The organism is Bacillus sp. PK3-037, from assembly GCF_054161355.1.
The window spans coordinates 2533771-2551735 of record NZ_CP096408.1; the positions used below are offsets into that span (position 1 = coordinate 2533771).

The window sequence follows — 17965 nt, forward strand, 5'->3', positions numbered from 1 at the left end:
AAACTGAACCCCTATGCTCGTATATTAGTACAAAGGGTCAAGAGGACAGGTACTGCTTGGCCGTTTCGAGTCATACCATATTTTATCATGATATACATGTCATTGTGCATTTTTAGCGTCGGGGAGGTAAGAATGAACTTGTCGAAGATTCATACACTTTTGATTGCTGCGTTTTTTATTTTTTTAACAGCGACTGTCATCTCACATCCGCAGGCCTCATTCGAAGCCTCTAAAACCGGGCTGTCCATGTGGTGGGAGGTCGTATTTCCGTCTTTGCTGCCGTTTTTCATATTGTCTGAGCTATTAATTGGCTTTGGTATTGTAAGATTTGTCGGTGTTCTGCTTGAGCCTTTTATGCGCCCTATTTTCCGCGTGCCGGGTGTCGGCGGCTTCGTTCTTGCCATGGGCATGGCATCAGGGAACCCCGCGGGCGCAAAACTGACGGCAAGGCTGCGGCAGGAAAAACAGATTTCAAGAGTAGAAGCGGAACGGCTTGCTTCCTTCACCAATTCATCCAACCCGCTCTTTATTTTTGGAGCTGTCGCCGTCGGCTTTTTTCAGAATGCGTCATTAGGTATTTTATTAGCATCTGCACACTATTTGGGTAATTTGGCTGTCGGTTTAACGATGCGCTCCTACGGGCGTAAAGAAGAGCGCCAGCTCATGAGAAACAAAACCATATCTTTGCCTTCTATCAAAGATGCTTTACATGCGCTTCACACTGCAAGGCTTGCGGAAAAACGGCCTTTAGGAAAAATTTTGGGTGACGCTGTAACCTCATCCGTTCAAACGCTTCTAATGGTAGGCGGCTTTATTATTTTGTTTTCTGTCTTTAATCGTTTGTTATCCGTCGTACAGCTGACCGATATTCTCTCTATTGTTACAAAAGGCGCACTGACCTTGTTTCAGCTTCCCGCTCAATTGGACATTCCACTATTATCAGGAATGTTTGAAATCACATTAGGAAGCAAGCTTGTCAGCGAGACAGATGTCTCCCTTTTGCAAAAAGCTGTTGTTGTCAGCTTTATCCTCGGATTCAGCGGCTTTTCCGTTCAGGCTCAGGTGGCAGGCATTTTATCAGAGACGGACATCAGATTTAAACCATTCTTTATTGCGCGTGTGCTGCAAGGCATTTATGCCGCCGTTTTTGTCATTCTGTTATGGAAACCTCTTTACACCGCGTGGAATGACCATGATCAGTACGTTTTTAAATCTCTAGATACAGGTGAGCTGCCGACAGCTCTTATCAGCGGATGGAATCTGCTTGTGGAGATTGGCCCTGCTGTCACGTTATGTGCACTGTTTACGTACATTTTCATTTTTTCTTACAGACTGACAAACGGTACAAAAAAAGGATGAGCTTAAAAACACTCATCCTTGCCTGAATTTTTTCTGAAGCGCCTTCTCGACTTCCGGCGGTACAAATTCTGACACCGCGCCTTTATACTTTGCCACTTCTTTTACTATGCTTGAGCTTAAGAAAGAATATTGGTTATTTGTCATCATAAAAAAGGTTTCAATTGATTCATCAAGCACACGGTTTACGGATGTTCCCTGCATCTCGTACTCAAAATCAGACACCGCTCTCAAGCCTCTTAAAATGGCTTTTGCATTTTTTCTTTTTGCATAATCAATTAACAGCCCTTGTGACGTTTCAACTGTTATGTTCGGAATGTCTTTTGTCACTTCTCTCAAAAGCTCACAGCGTTCTTCTACACTGAATAACGGCTTTTTTGAAGAATTGTTCAGCACACACACATACACTTGATCAAATATATTGGCCCCGCGTTTAATGATATCCAGATGCCCGTAGGTCACCGGATCAAAACTGCCGGGACAGACAGCTATACTCGTCACATCACAACCCCCTCTTTTTATAGATCGCCACCCCTGTCAGGCCGTAGGTTTCTTTTCTTGTTATCACTAGATCACCTACTGCTTCGGGAAGCTCGACGTCTTTGTCATGCTCCGCGACGATAAAGCCGCCATCCTCCAGCATTTGTTGTTCGTCTATCACACTTAAGAGCGCCTTCAGTTTTTGTTCCTTATACGGAGGATCAAGAAAAATCCCGTGAAAGCCCGCTTCTCTTTTCGCAGCTGCGTGCAAAGCACGTTCCGCATCATTACGGTACACATCTGCATATGCTGTAAGCTCTAATGTTTTCAAGTTCGATTTCACCGTTTGAATCGCTTTAAAATCACGGTCAACAAATACACAATGGTCAAATCCTCGTGAAAGCGATTCAATACCAAGACCTCCGCTTCCTGCGAATAAGTCAAGCCCCCTGCCCCCATCAAAATAAGGGCCAATCATATTGAAAATGGATTCCTTCACTTTATCGGTTGTCGGTCTCGTTGATGTTCCCGGCACTGCCTTAAGTGAACGGCCTTTTTTTGATCCAGAAATTACTCTCATGTTCCACACCACTTTTTCTAAAAGCTATTTTGTTTCCTTGTTCGGCCGGACGCCGTTATGTATTAGAAAAAAACCAATCCTATCTTATCATAAAGCATTCTTTCAAACAATGAGCGCTAATCTTCATATACAAGTGTATAAGCGGAATGATCATTGTCCATACTATAAGCAACAGCATCCAGAGGATGTTGTTGCCAACCGCGGAGAAGACTTACGTTTCCCCATAAGTTCTTCCTCCGGTTTCTCCTCTCCCTTTGCCTTCTCCTTAACTTGTTAAGGAATAGAAGGACCCCGCAGAAACCTGCGGGGATTTTTTTATACAGCTATATTCCGATTTTATAATCATATTCTTTTGCTTTATCAAGCTTTGACTCAAATTCCAATTTTAAAAACGGTTTATATGAAGGCTCAACTTTCTTAACAAAAGAATAAGATGAGATCTTGTCCATTGTTTTTTCAATTTGGCCCATATCACAATACAGCACGACATATTTTAAGCGTTTTGACACATAATGCACATTTCCGAACTTTCTCAGCATTTTGCTTTGCTTTAAAGAATGAAGATACACAATCATGCCCTGGCGTCTATTCTCCAATACATTCACCTGCCTGATTTCTCTTATATGTAAAAGACGAGACGGCCAGTCTCGTCATGACACTTTGCATCCGCAGCCGCCGCCTGATCCGCAGCCGCCTCCGCATGAAGACAAACCGTCAAAATAAGGATTCCCAGTCGGAACTTTAATATGCTCTGATACAGCTGTCCCAATTTCAACGCTGATTTCATCAAGAATAGACTGCAGTTCCGTCTCCGCTTTTTTGAAGTCGGCCACCTTATCGTTCAGGTCGAGCTCCCGTTTGATCTCCCTCATTTTCCGGGATATTTCTCTATAGTCAGGATGATATTTGCCAAAACGCTGCACATCCTCATATTGCTCTTTTATTTTGATAAAAGAACGAATAATCCGCCCTGCCTCTTCATCTTCCTGGAGACGCTTGTAACAATTGCGGTAGTTCTCAGCCGTCTCCGACTGCAGAATCATCTCGGCAAGCTGCTGAGCTTCACTTTGAAGCCGCACGGATTCCATCGTCGCATACATAGCACGCACCTCCAGTTGTTAGTTTACCATGAAACCAGCCAATTGGAAAATGCTTAGCCGCGCTTAAAAATGGAGTTGTAAAAGCCTCCCTAGTTTACACAATGAAAAAGACCCATTTTCGGGTCTTTTAATCTTTTGTCCGCATTGCTTGGAACATTTGCATCATCATTTGCGCCATTTGAATCCCGTTCGTAAATTGATTCACCCGATGCGGAATGGTTTTTTCGTAAAAATTCATCATCTCAAGCTGAAATGAAGCCAGGTCATCCGGCTTTCTCGCCAGCCTCCGGTACCATATCGGCTGTTCTCTTAAGAATCGTTTTCGTTCTTTATCTGCTAAAATAAATTCCTGAACGTCTTTGCGCATATAAGCTCTCCTTTATTAATCCTTCCGAAAAGAAAAAGGATGCTGTCCGGGCCCTGGCTGAGATTGCTTCTCTCCGCTTCCGGAAAATGTGTTGAGAAGGCTTTGCAACGATGAGATCGACTGGCTCATTTTATCGATCTGTTCATTCATTTGATTGACATCCATCTTTTTCACAGCTGTAACCATTTTAGAAACAAAATCATTTTTTTCTGAAGTTTCGGGTACCGCTTCTGCGGCTGCCCCCGGTTCTCTGTACGGGTCCCAAATTGGGTCTTTCTCTCCGAAAAGGACCCAATTTTCGTACACGTCCTGCCAGCTTCTTTGGTCTTTGCGCACTTCTTCAATAAGCTTGGGATGTTTTTTAACGAATTGTTTAAAGTCATTAATTGAATGATTGGCATGTTGATTCGCCACAATCCTCACCCCCTCCGAAAAATATACCTACTACAATGTATCGGTTTGTGAGCCAATGTGTTCGCCTAATATTCATCGAAAAATCTTTTTCTCGTAAAACAAGAAGCGCGGAACAACAGAAGCTTCCTCCCCCGATAAAGCCGGGGCCTTAATTGTTCCTGAAATCAAGATTCCTGCCCTTTGCAAATGTTTGGGATGCCGCATTCCAAAGCCCGTCAGAACAAGATCCTTAATCGCCCCCGGCCGGTCTTAAAGTCTCCTCATCAAAAAGAGCTGGACTGATTCCAGCTTCAGCTCCATAAAATTCATTTTTTTGGTAATGTCACTCACAGTATCCATTGAGAAAGCTTCGTCTGCTGCAATCACCTTGTTCTAAAGCCTTTGCAGAAACAATAAAAAGCCGCAGAACCTGTCGTCCGCGGCTGATTTCAGCGTTTAATAAAGTTTTGAGTGTAATACTTCCGGTCTACACCAACGCCAAGGTGCGTGTAGTCTGAGTGCAGAAGCGCTTTTCGATGACCTTCACTATTCAGCCAGCCTTCTACAGCAGCCGGACCGTCCACATAATTGTACGCGATATTTTCTCCCGCTTGCTCAAAGTCGACATCCCCTTTTTCTAAGCGGTCCTTCAGCGTGCCGTATTTCTTCGATACATGGGAGAAATAGTTGTTTTCTTTCATATCCTCACTGTGGCCAAAAGCCACTTCGGCCGTCGGCTGATCCCACTCAAGCTTAGCTAACCCATGTTTGACACGAATAACATTGGTCAAATCGAGTATTTGCTTTTCACTCGTTGATTGGATCTCTTTCCACTTATCTTCCGTAACGGTTTGCGGTTCTACTAACTCACCGCGGTACACTACCTCATAAGGTCTTTGCTTGACAAAGGTTTGCGCATCAAACGCCCTGATGCTGGATAGCTTCCCTTCAAATTTGTCCATATACAGCTGGACGTACATCTTCCCTACTTTTACAGTCGGTCTGGTGTTGATGTCCTCTTCAGAAAACTCAAACCGATAGGAATTTCCTTTATACTCTACATTTACAAACGGAGCCACCTGGGTTGTCTTAAATACTTCTCCTGTTGACTCACCGATTTTGAAGGGCTTTGCGTTAATATCATTTCCCGCCGCAAATAATGTGACCACTTTATTGTGCAGCATCCCGATTTGCACATACTGGTCTTTTCCCTGATTGTAAACCCACCATTCGTAATCATAAGCCGAGGGGTCAATACGTTCCGGTTCCCCAAGTTTTTTCTTTACATCGTCGGCGGATTTGCCCATAAAGGACAATAATCCTGAAGTCGGCATATGTATTCGTTTGCCGCTTGCCGCTTCCTCGTTAGAGACTTGAGGCTCGCTGTCATTTGATTTTTTTTCAGGAACAGCCCCATATTGAATAAACAGAACATAAGTTCCGCAAATAATCAAGAGGATAACCATGGCTCTTAATATATTTTTCAATCTATCACCCCCGTGATGTGAATTGCATGTCTTGCCTTATTTTTCATTACAATACAGCCTATTTAACATGTCAAAGATTTATGTGTTAATGCAAAAAGCCTTGCTCTCTGTTTTCGTCCTCTGAAATATCTGATAAAGCACTGCCGGCACGTTCATTTGTTTGTTCAGATAAGGAAAGATCGCCAAGCGTGACAATGCCAGTCAGCTTGTTGTTTTTCGTTACAGGTATGCGTCTGAGCTGATGGGATGCCATTAAGTGAAGAACCTCATCAACTGGCGCGTCCTCTTCCACGCTGACAGGTTTTTCGGTCATAGCGTCTGTGATTTTTTGTGAGTTTGGCCTTTTTGAGGCGATGCCTCTTAACACCAGATCACGATCAGTTACGATGCCGACCAGTGTTTCTCCATCCTCATCAACTACCGGAATGGCTCCTACATCCGCGTCTTTCATCTTTACCGCAGCTTCATATACATTATCTAATACCGTGCAATATTGCAAGTCAGCTGTCATCAGATCTTTTATTTTTGTCATCCGTAAAACCTCCTTTTATCTAGTGATATTTTCGTCAAATTTTCATTTTTGCATACTTTCAAAAGAAGAAGATTCATTGAAAGTTTAACGCTTTCATACTATGATTGTCAGGAAAGGTATTATTATAAGGAGGGGTCAGTGTTGAAGTTTACTGATAGCGGACTTGAAGGGGTAAAGGCTGAGCTCAGCCTCTTGGACGATTTGATGGAAAGCAAGGGACTCATCAGAGCCGGTCAATGGGATTATGAAAGAGTGACCTATGACAGAAAGTTTTCGACGATTGAGGGAACGTTTTACCTGCGGGTTCAAGGCATTGCGACAGAGGGCGATGTCGGGAGCGGCCGCGCCGTTATTCAATTAGTGCCCCCTCTATTAGGAAAACACTATTACCCGCACGGAGTGGAATACGGAGAAACAGAAGAATTCCCAGTGCAGGTTGTGACCAAAAGCAAGGCACTCATCCAGGACATCTCCGACATGCTGAAAACAGTTCAAATGTAATAAAAAAGGTACAGCCGATTGCCGCTGTACCTTTTATGATATCGTCTGCTGAATATAAGGGGGCTCTTCCTGTCCATCCTTTTCCCTTTCCTTCTTGACCCATTGGAAAAAGACAATAGCCAAAAAAGCGCCGTACACAATTTCCTGAATGATTTTCATCATAACTGCCCCAAGCTGCTGATCCTCTAACAAAGGAAGTGTGTTAAACATTTCCGGTCCTGTTAACGGAACCTGTCCCAGCATATCCGCAGGAACACAAAGCTTCATGGCTTCCGCCCAGGCAGACGGATCGGTGTAAGTGGCATACAACGGCGTGCCGCTAAACATGATCAGTGCACAAGCAGGCGTGAGCAGCATACCGTCCGCCATAATATAGCCCAGCTTCATCAAACCGCTGAGCTGCGGGAGCCGAGCCACCTTGTGTACGAGCGGCCACCACATAAAAAACGCTAACACGAAGATGAGCCAAGTCATTAACGCATGGTAAAGCGTATCCGTTTTGACAGCATCAAATATTAGCGGCACATGATATAGAGAAAAAATGCCGTTAAATAAAAGCAATGCAATTAAAGGTGTTGAGAAAAATGTAAAAAACGGTTTAATGGCAGGCCGAAAAATCATTTTTTCCCAGGCCCATGCGGGAATCCCTGCGATTAATAAAGGCGGAACCACTAAATACAAAACAGCCATCTGCACCATGTGGGCGCTGAACATAATATGTCCGAGCAGATCAACCGGGCTTCCTTCGGCTGCATATAAAAACAGCATCGCCGACAGAAAACAGGCCATTTCTTTACCCGTGATACGGTCGGGCTTTGAAGTCAACCGTCTGTAAAAAAAGATGTAAAGCACCGTGATGCCTAAAAGGATACAAAAAAGATAAGGGCTCCACATGGCGCGAAACCCAAACACGTCTAACTGATTCATGTCTTCACCTCCGGCGGCTGCTCAAATTACCACCATATAATTGTAACAAACGCAAGCACCGTAATGAACGCGACAAACATGCCTGAATACAGAAACAACGCCGGGGCTTCATGCCCTTTCTGATTCATATGCATGAAGTAATACAGCTGAAATATCACTTGAACAGCCGCAAGCAGTATAATGAAAGGAATCGTAAACCAGCTGCCGATGCCGTCTGTTGCCACAGTCAGAAATGCAACGAGCGTAAGACCGATCATCAGGCCAAAAGACATGACTTGATATTTCATCTCCTGAGCATGCTTCTTTTTCTTATATTCAAGGTCGCTGCTGATATGTCCTCTGCTTTTTTTATCGACCATGTTTATCCCACCATCCCCATTAAATATACAACGGTAAAGATAAAGACCCACACGACATCAATAAAATGCCAGTAAAGACTGGCCACGTAAAACTTAGGTGCTGTATATAAACTTAAGCCCCTCTTTGCATTGCGGATCATCAGCGCACTGATCCACAAAAGGCCAAACGCCACGTGTGCACCATGTGTGCCGACAAGCGTATAAAACGATGAGCCAAGCGCCGAGCTTGTGATGGTAAAGCCAAACTCATGTGTGTAATGCTTAAATTCATAAATTTCCAAGCTTAAAAATCCCGCACCCAATAACAAGGTAATCCCCAGCCAGAGCTGCATTTTGCCAAATGAAAAGTTTTTCATATGGTACATCGCATACACACTCGTTAAACTGCTCGTTAATAAGAGCAATGTGGCGATAAAAACGAGTGTGACATCAAACATTTCTGTCGTAGGCGGGTCACCGGCGTTTGAATTCCGTAGTGCAAGAAAAGTGGCGAAGAGAGACGCGAACAGAACAGTCTCTCCCCCAAGAAAAAGCCAAAATCCTAAAAATTTATTTTTCCCTTCCAGTGTTGCTTTTTCGGGAGAAGCTGGAAAGGTCTCTGCGGTGAATTTTTCTTCAATTTGCATTACGCCTTCACCCCTTTATCATCGTTCGGCAGTTCCTCTTTGTGAATATGATAGCCGTGATCATCAATCAATGAACGGAGCAGCATTGTAAAAAATGTGATGCCAAGTCCGATAAAGATCACCGGCAGGCCCCAAGCGTGATCGGTTCTATACAAGAGACCAAAGGCAGCGACAAAGAGACCGAAGGAAATGATCAGCGGCAGAATTGAACCGTTTGGCATATGGATATCATCAACCGGTTCAGCCGGTGTCATAGATTTGTGTCCCGCCTGCTTCTCGATCCACAGCGGGTCAAGCCCTCTGACAAATGGAAGCTGTTTAAAATTATATTCAGGCGGCGGTGACGAAACAGCCCATTCAAGCGTACGTCCGTCATGCCATGGATCATCTCCGACATATTCGCCCTTCACCGACGTCCATATGACATTGACAAGCAGGAGGATAACTGCTGCTGCCATAAAGAACGCCCCGATTGTGCTGATCAAGTTGCCGGTTTCAAGCCCCTGGCCTGGCAAGAAGGTATACACACGGCGCGGCATACCCATTAAACCGACAAAGTGCTGGATAAAAAAAGTAAGATGGAAACCGATAAAAAACAAAACAAATGAAATTTTCCCCATTGTTTCATGCAGAATTTTACCAAACATTTTCGGCCACCAGAAATGAACACCGGCTAATAGCCCGAATACCACTCCGCCTATAATGACATAGTGAAAGTGCGCCACAACAAAATACGTATCATGGAACTGGTAATCTGCAGCTGCCGCAGCCAGCATGACACCTGTCACACCGCCAAGCACAAAGGATGGGATAAATGAGACGGCATACAGCATGGCCGTCGTGTACTTCACATTTCCTCCCCAAATCGTCAGCAGCCAGTTAAATATCTTAATCCCGGTCGGAATCGCGATCGCCATTGTAGCAACTGCAAAGATTGCGTTCGCAATCGGTCCGAGACCTGTCGTAAACATGTGGTGCACCCAAACCATAAAGCCAAGAAAACCGATAAGCACGATCGCAAAAACCATTGAAGAATATCCAAACAATCGCTTTCTGGAAAACACAGGGATGACCTCTGAGAAAATACCGAAAGCAGGCAAAATCAGAATATAAACCTCCGGATGTCCGAATATCCAAAATAAATGCTCCCAAATAATCGTGTTACCGCCAAGCTCTGGATTAAAGAAATTTGTGCCGAACAGCCGATCCAGCATCATAAGAGCCAAGCCAACCGTAAGCGGCGGAAACGCAAACAAAATCAATGCCGACGCCACAAATGTCGTCCATGTAAACAAAGGCAGCCTCATGTACGTCATGCCGGGAGCCCTCATGTTAATAATCGTGGCCAAAAAGTTAATCCCGGCTATCAGCGTCCCCAGTCCGGATATTTGCAGTCCAAGGACGAAAAAGTCTATGCCGTGTCCTTTGGAATGAAGCGAAAGCGAGGCATATGACGTCCATCCCGCATCTGGCGCTCCGCCCAAAAACCAGCTTAAGTTTAAGAAAATGCCGCCGAAAAAGAAGAGCCAAAAACCGAGCGAGTTTAAAAATGGAAACGAAACATCCCGCGCCCCGATCTGCAATGGGACAACCGCATTCATCAAAGCAAATAAAAGCGGCATCGCAGCCAAAAAGATCATTGTCGTTCCGTGCATCGTCATCACTTCATTGTACGCTTGAGCACTGAGAAAAGCATTTTCCGGCTTTGCAAGCTGGATTCTGATAAACATCGCTTCAATTCCCCCGACAAGAAAGAAGAATCCCCCTGCGATTAAATAAAGTATCGCGATTTTTTTATGGTCCACCGTCGTCAAATAATCCCAAAGCATAGATCCGCGCGTCCGCTTTTCTGTAAGCGCATTCAACATATGTGACCTCCCCCAATATCTCCCTTTCTTCCCTACTTGCTTTCTGCTTTCAAGCCTTTTAAGTATTCATAAAGCGCGTCCATTTCACTGTCTGAAAGCTTCGGATATGTTCCTGTCATTTTGTTCCCCGGCTTTATGCTCTCAGGGTCTTTCAGCCAGGCTTTCACATTTTCTTTATTCGCATCCTTCACTCCTGCCACTTTTGTCCTTTCACCGAATGTAGCAAGGTTTGGCGCCGTTCTTGCTGCCTCTGCACGCTTATCATTTGGCTCCACCGCATGGCAGCTCAGGCAGTTCTTCTCTTTGAACAGCTCTTCCCCCTGCTTAGCCAAATCACTTTCTGCTGCCGTCTTATAGTTTTTCATATCTTTTGTCCATGACTGGAATTCTTTCGCAGAAAGCGCCTTTACTTTAAAATCCATGAGTGCGTGTGAAGGCCCGCAAAGCTCAGCGCACTTTCCAAAAAACGTATCTCCCGCCTCTTTGCTGCGTTTTGAATCGAAGGTTAAGAAGAACGTATTTTCGTTATCAGTATTGGTATCAATTTTTCCTCCTGCTGAAGGAATCCAGAAAGAATGTTTTACATCAGAGGCTTTTAAACTGAAATAAACCCGCTGGTCTGTCGGTACGATAAGCTCCTGGCTTGTGATAATGCCGTAATCAGGATACTCGAACTCCCACCAATACAAATTTGCTCTGACATTGACAACGAGAGCATCCTCGGCTTTGCGGTTTTTCTTATCCATAGGTGATGTATCTGCGAGTTCAAGCGTATATAATACGACAGGGATAACAAGAATGATGAGCAGCAAAATAGGGATCACTGTCCATGTGATTTCTAAAAATTTATTCCCTTCCACCTGTTTTGGTATCGTGTTCTCCCCAACCCGCGACCTTCTGAATCTCACAATCACATAAAAGAAGATAACAGATACGACTGCTACGACAACAACCATAATCAATGTACTGAGCACTGTCAGGTCATACTGTTTATCAGCCACCTCGCCAGCAGGCTTGAGCGTGGATAAAAAAGGTTTTCCACATCCGCTTAACAGAAGCGGCACTAAGGCTAATAATGAGATAAGACGCCAATGCTTTACCATTTCACCCAACCCCTTTTCTGGTCAATACAACGGCGGAGAATAGATTGATTCTTAACGCAATCCAGCCCGCCTCTCAATAAAGCACTTACATTTCCTCTTCTCTTAAATTATGAGTTTTTTTACTCAAAATGCCATCTATGTATAAAAGTAAAGCCGCCTGATTAAACAAAGGGTCAAGGCGGCATTTACTAGTTGTCATCGTTTATTTTGAAGCGATAAAACAAGCAATGTATCTATTTTTTAGAAAAGCGTAAAGACAACCATTGCAACGAAATAGATTGTCATGTAATTCAGTGAGTAAACGAACATCAGCGTCGCCCACTTCATGATATTTTTTGAACGAAAGCCCATCAAGCCAAGAATCAGCCAGCCGATATTTAACAGCAAGCCGAGAATCACAATCGGAAGACCGAGGCTTCCTAAAAAGAATGGAAGCGGCATCAGACACGCAACCCATACAATAATTTGTCTTTTCGTTACTTCAAATCCGTATACGACAGGAAGCATTGGGATATTCGCGGCTCTGTAGTCCTCAGTTTTCTTAATGGCAAGCGATAAGAAGTGAGGAATCTGCCAAATGAATAAAATCATAAATAATACCCATGCCACGACGCCGATATTTCCTTCTACTGCCGTCCATCCAATCAGAGGCGGCACCGCTCCGGAAACACTTCCTACTACTGTGTTAATCGTATAGCGGCGTTTCGTCCACATTGTGTACAGGACAACATAAGTAAATACTCCGATAAAACCAATAACAGCAGCCATCACAGTGGTCATGAGCAGCATGATCAATCCTAAAGCAACAAGCAAAATTCCAGACCATAATGCCTGATTCGGCTGAATTTTACCCGTAACCGTCGGTCTTACTTTTGTACGCTCCATGATATGGTCAATGTCCCGGTCATACCAGTTATTGATCGCACAGGACCCCGCAATAATCAAAGATGATCCAAATAAAGTAAGAAGAACGGTGTTTATATTGCCTAAAAAGCTTAAACCGGAAATATGAAAAGCAAGCCACATTCCAGTAAAAGTTGTGATGAGATTAGAATTTACGATCCCTATTTTAATGAGGGACAGAAAATCTTTCCATGCCGTTGTTTCTTCAATTTGTCCGTCTATAGCTGTATCATTTAAGATTCTGGAGTTAGCCATAACGTAAACCTCCCTTACAAACCTAACGCAGGTTTATCATAACCTGCAACTCTATCATACAAGATAACAACTTGTAAAAAAACATCCTATTAAATATTAAACGAGAAACAGGAATTTATTTGTGAACTTTTTATGAATTTTACCAAAGATGAAGGCAAACGCCAATTCGATAATGCGTTTACCTTATTTCTATCAGACCCGGCATGAATAATCAAGTATACATTTCCAGAAGTCGTGATTCTATTATATTTTTGTGAACAAAGGGCTCTAAGAATTGCCACAAAACACATATTCGCTTACACTTGGTACGTATAAAAAATCGCAGCAGTTTGTTAAGAAGGTGAATATTGTATGAATAAAGCTTTAAAAGCTCTCGGTGTTTTGACAACATTTGTGATGCTTATTGTTTTAATCGGGGGAGCCCTCGTTACTAAAACAGGTTCAGGCCAAGGATGCGGCAGACAGTGGCCGCTGTGCCACGGGCGTTTCTTCCCTGAACTGAATCCCGCTTCTATTATTGAATGGAGCCACAGATTCGCAAGCGGCATCTCAATTATTCTTGTATTAAGCCTTGCCTTTTGGTCATGGAGAAAAATCACACCTGTTTTCCGTGAAACAACGTTTCTCGCCATCATGTCCATTATCTTTTTGTTTCTTCAGGCATTGCTTGGCGCGTTGGCTGTCGTGTTCGGTTCAAACGCGCTTATTATGGCGCTACATTTTGGGATTTCACTGATTTCTTTTGCGTCTGTTTTAATATTGACATTGCTTATATTTGAAGCTGATAAATCAGCCAGAAAACTGGTCAAACCGCTTCAAATCGGCAAGAAAATGCAATTGCACATGATAGGTATTTTGATATATTCCTATATCGTTGTGTATACTGGCGCATACGTAAGACATACAGAATCCAGTCTGGCGTGTCCTGATGTGCCGCTGTGCAGCCGGCTGAACAATGGACTTCCGACCCAATTTCACGAATGGGTGCAAATGGGGCACAGAACCGCAGCCTTGCTCCTGTTTGTATGGATTATCGTTGCCGCTGTTCATGCGATTACTTCCTATAAAGAACAAAAGCAAATCTTTTGGGGCTGGATTTCGTGTCTCATTTTTATCACGTTACAGGCACTATCCGGCATTATGATCGTGTATTCTGAACTGGCGCTGGGCTTTGCGCTTGCGCACTCATTTTTTATTGCCTGCCTGTTTGGGGTTTTATGCTACTTCTTATTATTGATTGCACGCTTTCGTTACGAATCAAGACGGGCATAAGACACAAGACCAAAGCTCTTATACGCTTTGGTCTTTTTTATCATTCCATTTCGGCAGCTTCATGTATTTCAACTTTCGGTTTGCATACTGAGCTTGATGATTTATATAAGGTTTGGATCATCTCGGGCGATGATGTATTCTAAACGCGCTGCTCAATCGATGTTTGGGACAGGATTTTAATTAAAATAACTTTTCCTCAAGATGTCAATTCATTCTCACCAGAAAAGAAGCCGTAATTATACGAAGCTTAAGCTTTTCTCATTCCTGCCCCTGCGAGCAGACAACCGTCCTTCACACACGTTTAAACAGCCCCCGGTCGTTGCAGCAGCTGCACGTCCATATCTCGTTCCTCACTAAAAAAGAGTGTATATCAAATGATATACACTCTTTTTTGATTATGCTTTTTCAATTTCGAGAAGCAAATCTCCCGTTTGGATCGGCTCTCCATTTTTCACATGAATCTGTTTGATTGTTCCTGAGAATGGCGCCTGAACCGTTGTTTCCATTTTCATGGCTTCGTTGATCATCAAATGATCACCTTTATCAACTTTGGCACCCGCTTCTGTCAGTACCTTGATGACAGTTCCAGGCATAGAAGCCGGAATATGACTTGGATTTGTACGGTCTGCTTTTAATCTTTCCTGAACGGAAGACTTAATGCTTTCGTCCTTTATGACCACTTCACGCGGCTGGCCGTTCAGTTCGAAATAGATCACACGAGTTGCATCCGGCTGAGGTTCACCGATTGAAATCAGTTTGACGATCAGCGTTTTCCCGCGTTCAATTTCCACTTCTATTTCTTCGCCTAATGTCATGCCATAGAAGAAGGTCGGAGTATCTAATACCGAAATATTTCCATAGCTTTCAGCAGTTTTTACATAATCAGAGAAGACTTTAGGATAAAGGGCGTACGCCAAAGCATCCTGGTCTGAGATCTCCAAATTATGCTGCTCTTTAAACTCCTGTTTGATCGCTTCAAAGGATACCGGTTCAAGCAATTCTCCCGGTCTCACTGTGATCGGCTCCTGCCCTTTTAAAATGAGCTTTTGAAGTTTTTCCGGGAATCCGCCATGAGGCTGTCCAATATTTCCTTTGAAAAGCTCAATAACAGAATCAGGGAAATCTAATGATTCGCCTTTTTCATAAATGTCCTTTTCAGTCAGGTTATTTTGCACCATGTACAGCGCCATATCCCCGACTACTTTAGAGGAAGGCGTAACCTTCACGATGTCACCAAACATATCATTTACTCGTCTGTACATCTCTTTGACTTCGTTCCAGCGATCGCCCAGGCCTACTCCCTTCGCCTGCTGCTGCAGGTTACTGTATTGGCCTCCAGGCATTTCATGCTCATAAATTTCAGTATGCGGAGACTTCATCCCGCTTTCAAATTCACTATAATATTTACGAACTGATTCCCAATACTGGGATAGTAATTCCACGCCTTGCACGTTCATTTCCGGACGGCGGGAGTTGCCTTCCATCGCATGATAAAATCCGCTAGCACTAGGCTGTGATGTTAAGCCAGCCATTGAGCTGACCGCCACGTCTACGATATCAACGCCTGCATCTACTGCTTTTGCATACATATAAATTCCGTTCCCGCTCGTATCATGCGTATGAAGATGAACCGGAATATTGATTGTTTCTTTCAGCGCAGACACCAGCTCATATGCAGCTTGCGGTTTTAACAGACCTGCCATATCTTTAATTCCGAGAATATGGGCCCCTGCAGCCTCAAGCTCCTTCGCCATAGATGTATAATAAGCGAGATCATATTTTGTACGGGTTTTATCAAGAATATCACCTGTATAACAAATTGCCGCTTCAGCCACTTTACCTGAATCCCGAACGGCATCGATGGCTAACGTCATCCCTTTTACCCAGTTTAAGCTGTCAAAAATACGGAAAACATCAATACCGGATTGAGCGGATTGCTTCACAAATTCTTTAATCACATTATCCGGATAATTCGTATAGCCGACAGCGTTTGAGGAGCGAAGCAGCATCTGGAACAGCGTATTCGGCACTTCCTTGCGGAGGTCCTCCAGACGCTTCCATGGATCTTCCTTCAGGAAGCGGTAGGCTACATCGAAGGTCGCGCCTCCCCACATTTCCATGCTGAACAGCTCCGGCCATAACGCAGCCGTCGGATTAGCGATTTTTTTCAAATCATGCGATCTGAATCTAGTCGCCAGTAAAGACTGATGAGCATCCCGGAATGTTGTATCAGTTAATAGAACAGATTTCTGTTCCTTAACCCAATTAGCAAGCCCTTCAGCGCCTTTTTCATCTAGAATCTGTTTTGTTCCTCTTGCAGGCTGCTGATCAACGTCGACTTTTACAGCTAACGGCTTGTCAAACGCCGGTTTTTCTTTTTTGCCGATTCCAGGGAAACCATTCACGGTCACATTCCCGATATAAGTAAGCATTTTTGTTCCGCGGTCTTTCTGCTTAGGGAAATTAAACAACTCAGGCGTTGTATCAATGAAAGACGTATCATATTGTCCCGTCAGAAACTTTTCATGCTTTGCGACATTTTCAAGGAACGGAATGTTTGTTTTAATTCCTCTGATTCTAAACTCCTGAAGGTTTCGAACCATTTTGGCCGCTGCCTGTTCAAACGTCAAAGCCCAAGTTGAAAGTTTAACGAGCAGCGAATCGTAATAGGGCGTAATAACAGCCCCTTGGAAGCTGTTTCCTGTATCAAGACGAACACCAAAGCCTCCGCCTGAACGGTAAGCCATGATTTTCCCTGTGTCAGGCATAAAATCATTTTGCGGATCTTCAGTCGTTACCCGTGACTGAATCGCATAGCCGATTGTAAAAATGTCCTTCTGCTCCGGAATGTTGACTTTTTTGCTATGTAGGCTGTGGCCTTGGGCAACAAGTATCTGTGTCTGCACAATATCAACACCGGTAATCATTTCCGTAATTGTATGTTCAACTTGAACACGCGGATTTACTTCTATAAAATAAAACTCGTTGTTCGCGACAAGGAATTCAACCGTACCAGCATTTATATAGTTCACGTTTTTAGCAAGCGCAACCGCAGCTTCACAAATTTGGTCTCTCAATTCAGTTGACAGCGAAACGCTCGGCGCTACTTCGATTACCTTTTGATGGCGTCTTTGAACAGAACAATCCCGTTCAAATAGATGAATCACGTTTCCCTGATTGTCTCCAATAACCTGGACCTCAATATGCTTAGGGTTTTCAATTAGTTTCTCTACATATACTTCATCATTGCCAAAGGCTGCTTTTGCCTCTGATTTCGCACGTTCATATGCTTCTTTGACTTCACTTTCACTTCTGACAATTCTCATGCCGCGGCCGCCGCCGCCAAGCGAAGCTTTAATAATAATCGGATAACCGTGAGTTTGTCCGAATTGTTCGACTGCTTCAAGCGTTTCTGCAGGGCCGTCGCTTCCTGGTATAACAGGAATTCCGGCTTTTTCCGCCTGCTCACGCGCTTTTACCTTATCACCAAACATATCTAAATGTTCAGAAGTCGGACCAATGAACACGATGCCTTCTTCTTCACAGCGCCTTGCGAAATGTATATTTTCAGATAAGAAACCATATCCCGGGTGGATCGCATCCACCTTGTTTCTTTTCGCAATATCAATAATACCTTCAATATCCAGGTAGGCATCAATTGGTTTTTTCCCTTCGCCAACCAGGTACGCTTCATCGGCTTTGTAACGATGATAGGAACCGGAATCTTCTTTTGAATAAACCGCAACTGTACGAACATTCAATTCTGTACAAGCGCGGAATATACGGATTGCAATTTCTCCCCTGTTTGCTACTAATACTTTTTGTATCGATTGCTGTGACAAACTTTTTTCCCCCT

At 43.7% G+C, this 17965-nt stretch carries 18 protein-coding genes; 3 read left to right on the top strand and 15 right to left on the bottom strand.

Annotation, left to right across the window (positions count from 1 at the left end; genetic code table 11):
• Positions 1–132: 132 nt before the first annotated feature.
• The gene (gene ylbJ / locus M1D69_RS12890; RefSeq protein ID WP_044155993.1) at positions 133–1359 is read left to right on the top strand and encodes a sporulation integral membrane protein YlbJ; all 1227 of its coding nucleotides are present in this window, start codon (positions 133–135) and stop codon (positions 1357–1359) included.
• A 12-nt stretch (positions 1360–1371) separates the two neighbouring features.
• Here the strand turns inward: ylbJ and coaD are convergent, their stop codons facing one another.
• The 8 genes from coaD to M1D69_RS12930 all read right to left on the bottom strand — a co-directional run bounded on the left by coaD (position 1372) and on the right by M1D69_RS12930 (position 6295).
• Complete coding sequence (gene coaD / locus M1D69_RS12895; protein WP_044155995.1) at positions 1372–1857, bottom strand: pantetheine-phosphate adenylyltransferase; 486 nt, start codon at positions 1855–1857, stop codon at positions 1372–1374.
• A 1-nt stretch (position 1858) separates the two neighbouring features.
• Entirely contained in the window at positions 1859–2416 is a 558-nt protein-coding gene (gene rsmD, locus M1D69_RS12900; protein WP_458105873.1) for a 16S rRNA (guanine(966)-N(2))-methyltransferase RsmD, read from the bottom strand.
• 323 nt (positions 2417–2739) lie between these two features.
• Positions 2740–3012: a YlbG family protein gene (locus tag M1D69_RS12905; RefSeq protein WP_024121293.1), complete on the bottom strand. Its 273-nt coding sequence runs from the start codon at positions 3010–3012 to the stop codon at positions 2740–2742.
• A gap of 54 nt (positions 3013–3066) precedes the next feature.
• Positions 3067–3516, bottom strand: a complete 450-nt coding sequence (gene ricF, locus M1D69_RS12910; protein WP_010334140.1) for a regulatory iron-sulfur-containing complex subunit RicF — start codon at positions 3514–3516, stop codon at positions 3067–3069.
• A gap of 127 nt (positions 3517–3643) precedes the next feature.
• Entirely contained in the window at positions 3644–3883 is a 240-nt protein-coding gene (locus M1D69_RS12915; RefSeq protein WP_024121292.1) for a YlbE-like family protein, read from the bottom strand.
• A 15-nt stretch (positions 3884–3898) separates the two neighbouring features.
• Positions 3899–4297, bottom strand: a complete 399-nt coding sequence (gene ylbD, locus M1D69_RS12920; protein ID WP_458105872.1) for a spore coat protein YlbD — start codon at positions 4295–4297, stop codon at positions 3899–3901.
• A 428-nt stretch (positions 4298–4725) separates the two neighbouring features.
• Complete coding sequence (locus M1D69_RS12925; RefSeq protein WP_024121290.1) at positions 4726–5763, bottom strand: CAP domain-containing protein; 1038 nt, start codon at positions 5761–5763, stop codon at positions 4726–4728.
• 85 nt (positions 5764–5848) lie between these two features.
• Positions 5849–6295 carry a CBS domain-containing protein gene (locus tag M1D69_RS12930; protein ID WP_010334136.1) on the bottom strand — a complete coding sequence of 149 codons (447 nt, stop codon included), beginning with the start codon at positions 6293–6295 and terminating at the stop codon, positions 5849–5851.
• 138 nt (positions 6296–6433) lie between these two features.
• On the opposite strand from M1D69_RS12930, the gene M1D69_RS12935 reads away from it, so the two are divergent.
• Positions 6434–6796 carry a YugN family protein gene (locus tag M1D69_RS12935; protein WP_458105871.1) on the top strand — a complete coding sequence of 121 codons (363 nt, stop codon included), beginning with the start codon at positions 6434–6436 and terminating at the stop codon, positions 6794–6796.
• Between the two features lie 33 nt (positions 6797–6829).
• Here M1D69_RS12935 and ctaG read toward each other — a convergent pair whose 3' ends face one another.
• From ctaG to cyoE, 6 genes are all read right to left on the bottom strand, one after another.
• On the bottom strand, positions 6830–7723 hold the full coding sequence (ctaG, locus tag M1D69_RS12940; protein WP_458105870.1) for a cytochrome c oxidase assembly factor CtaG: 894 nt from the start codon (positions 7721–7723) through the stop codon (positions 6830–6832).
• A 26-nt stretch (positions 7724–7749) separates the two neighbouring features.
• A complete protein-coding gene (gene ctaF, locus M1D69_RS12945) occupies positions 7750–8082 on the bottom strand; it encodes a cytochrome c oxidase subunit IVB (RefSeq protein WP_105954177.1) in 333 nt (110 codons plus the stop codon).
• Positions 8083–8084: 2 nt separating this feature from the next.
• On the bottom strand, positions 8085–8708 hold the full coding sequence (gene ctaE, locus M1D69_RS12950) for a cytochrome c oxidase subunit III (protein WP_458105869.1): 624 nt from the start codon (positions 8706–8708) through the stop codon (positions 8085–8087).
• Positions 8708–10576, bottom strand: coding sequence for a cytochrome c oxidase subunit I (gene ctaD, locus M1D69_RS12955; RefSeq protein WP_024121286.1), 1869 nt, complete (start codon positions 10574–10576; stop codon positions 8708–8710). Before ctaD ends, ctaE begins: the two co-directional genes overlap by 1 nt.
• 32 nt (positions 10577–10608) lie before the next feature.
• Positions 10609–11679, bottom strand: a complete 1071-nt coding sequence (gene coxB / locus M1D69_RS12960; RefSeq protein WP_044156004.1) for a cytochrome c oxidase subunit II — start codon at positions 11677–11679, stop codon at positions 10609–10611.
• Between the two features lie 240 nt (positions 11680–11919).
• Positions 11920–12837 carry a heme o synthase gene (gene cyoE / locus M1D69_RS12965; RefSeq protein WP_044156005.1) on the bottom strand — a complete coding sequence of 306 codons (918 nt, stop codon included), beginning with the start codon at positions 12835–12837 and terminating at the stop codon, positions 11920–11922.
• Between the two features lie 351 nt (positions 12838–13188).
• Here cyoE and ctaA point away from each other — a divergent pair, with 351 nt between their 5' ends.
• Positions 13189–14109: a heme A synthase CtaA gene (ctaA, locus tag M1D69_RS12970; protein WP_458105868.1), complete on the top strand. Its 921-nt coding sequence runs from the start codon at positions 13189–13191 to the stop codon at positions 14107–14109.
• A gap of 395 nt (positions 14110–14504) precedes the next feature.
• Here the strand turns inward: ctaA and pyc are convergent, their stop codons facing one another.
• The gene (gene pyc, locus M1D69_RS12975) at positions 14505–17951 is read right to left on the bottom strand and encodes a pyruvate carboxylase (RefSeq protein WP_458105867.1); all 3447 of its coding nucleotides are present in this window, start codon (positions 17949–17951) and stop codon (positions 14505–14507) included.
• Positions 17952–17965 lie beyond the last annotated feature (14 nt).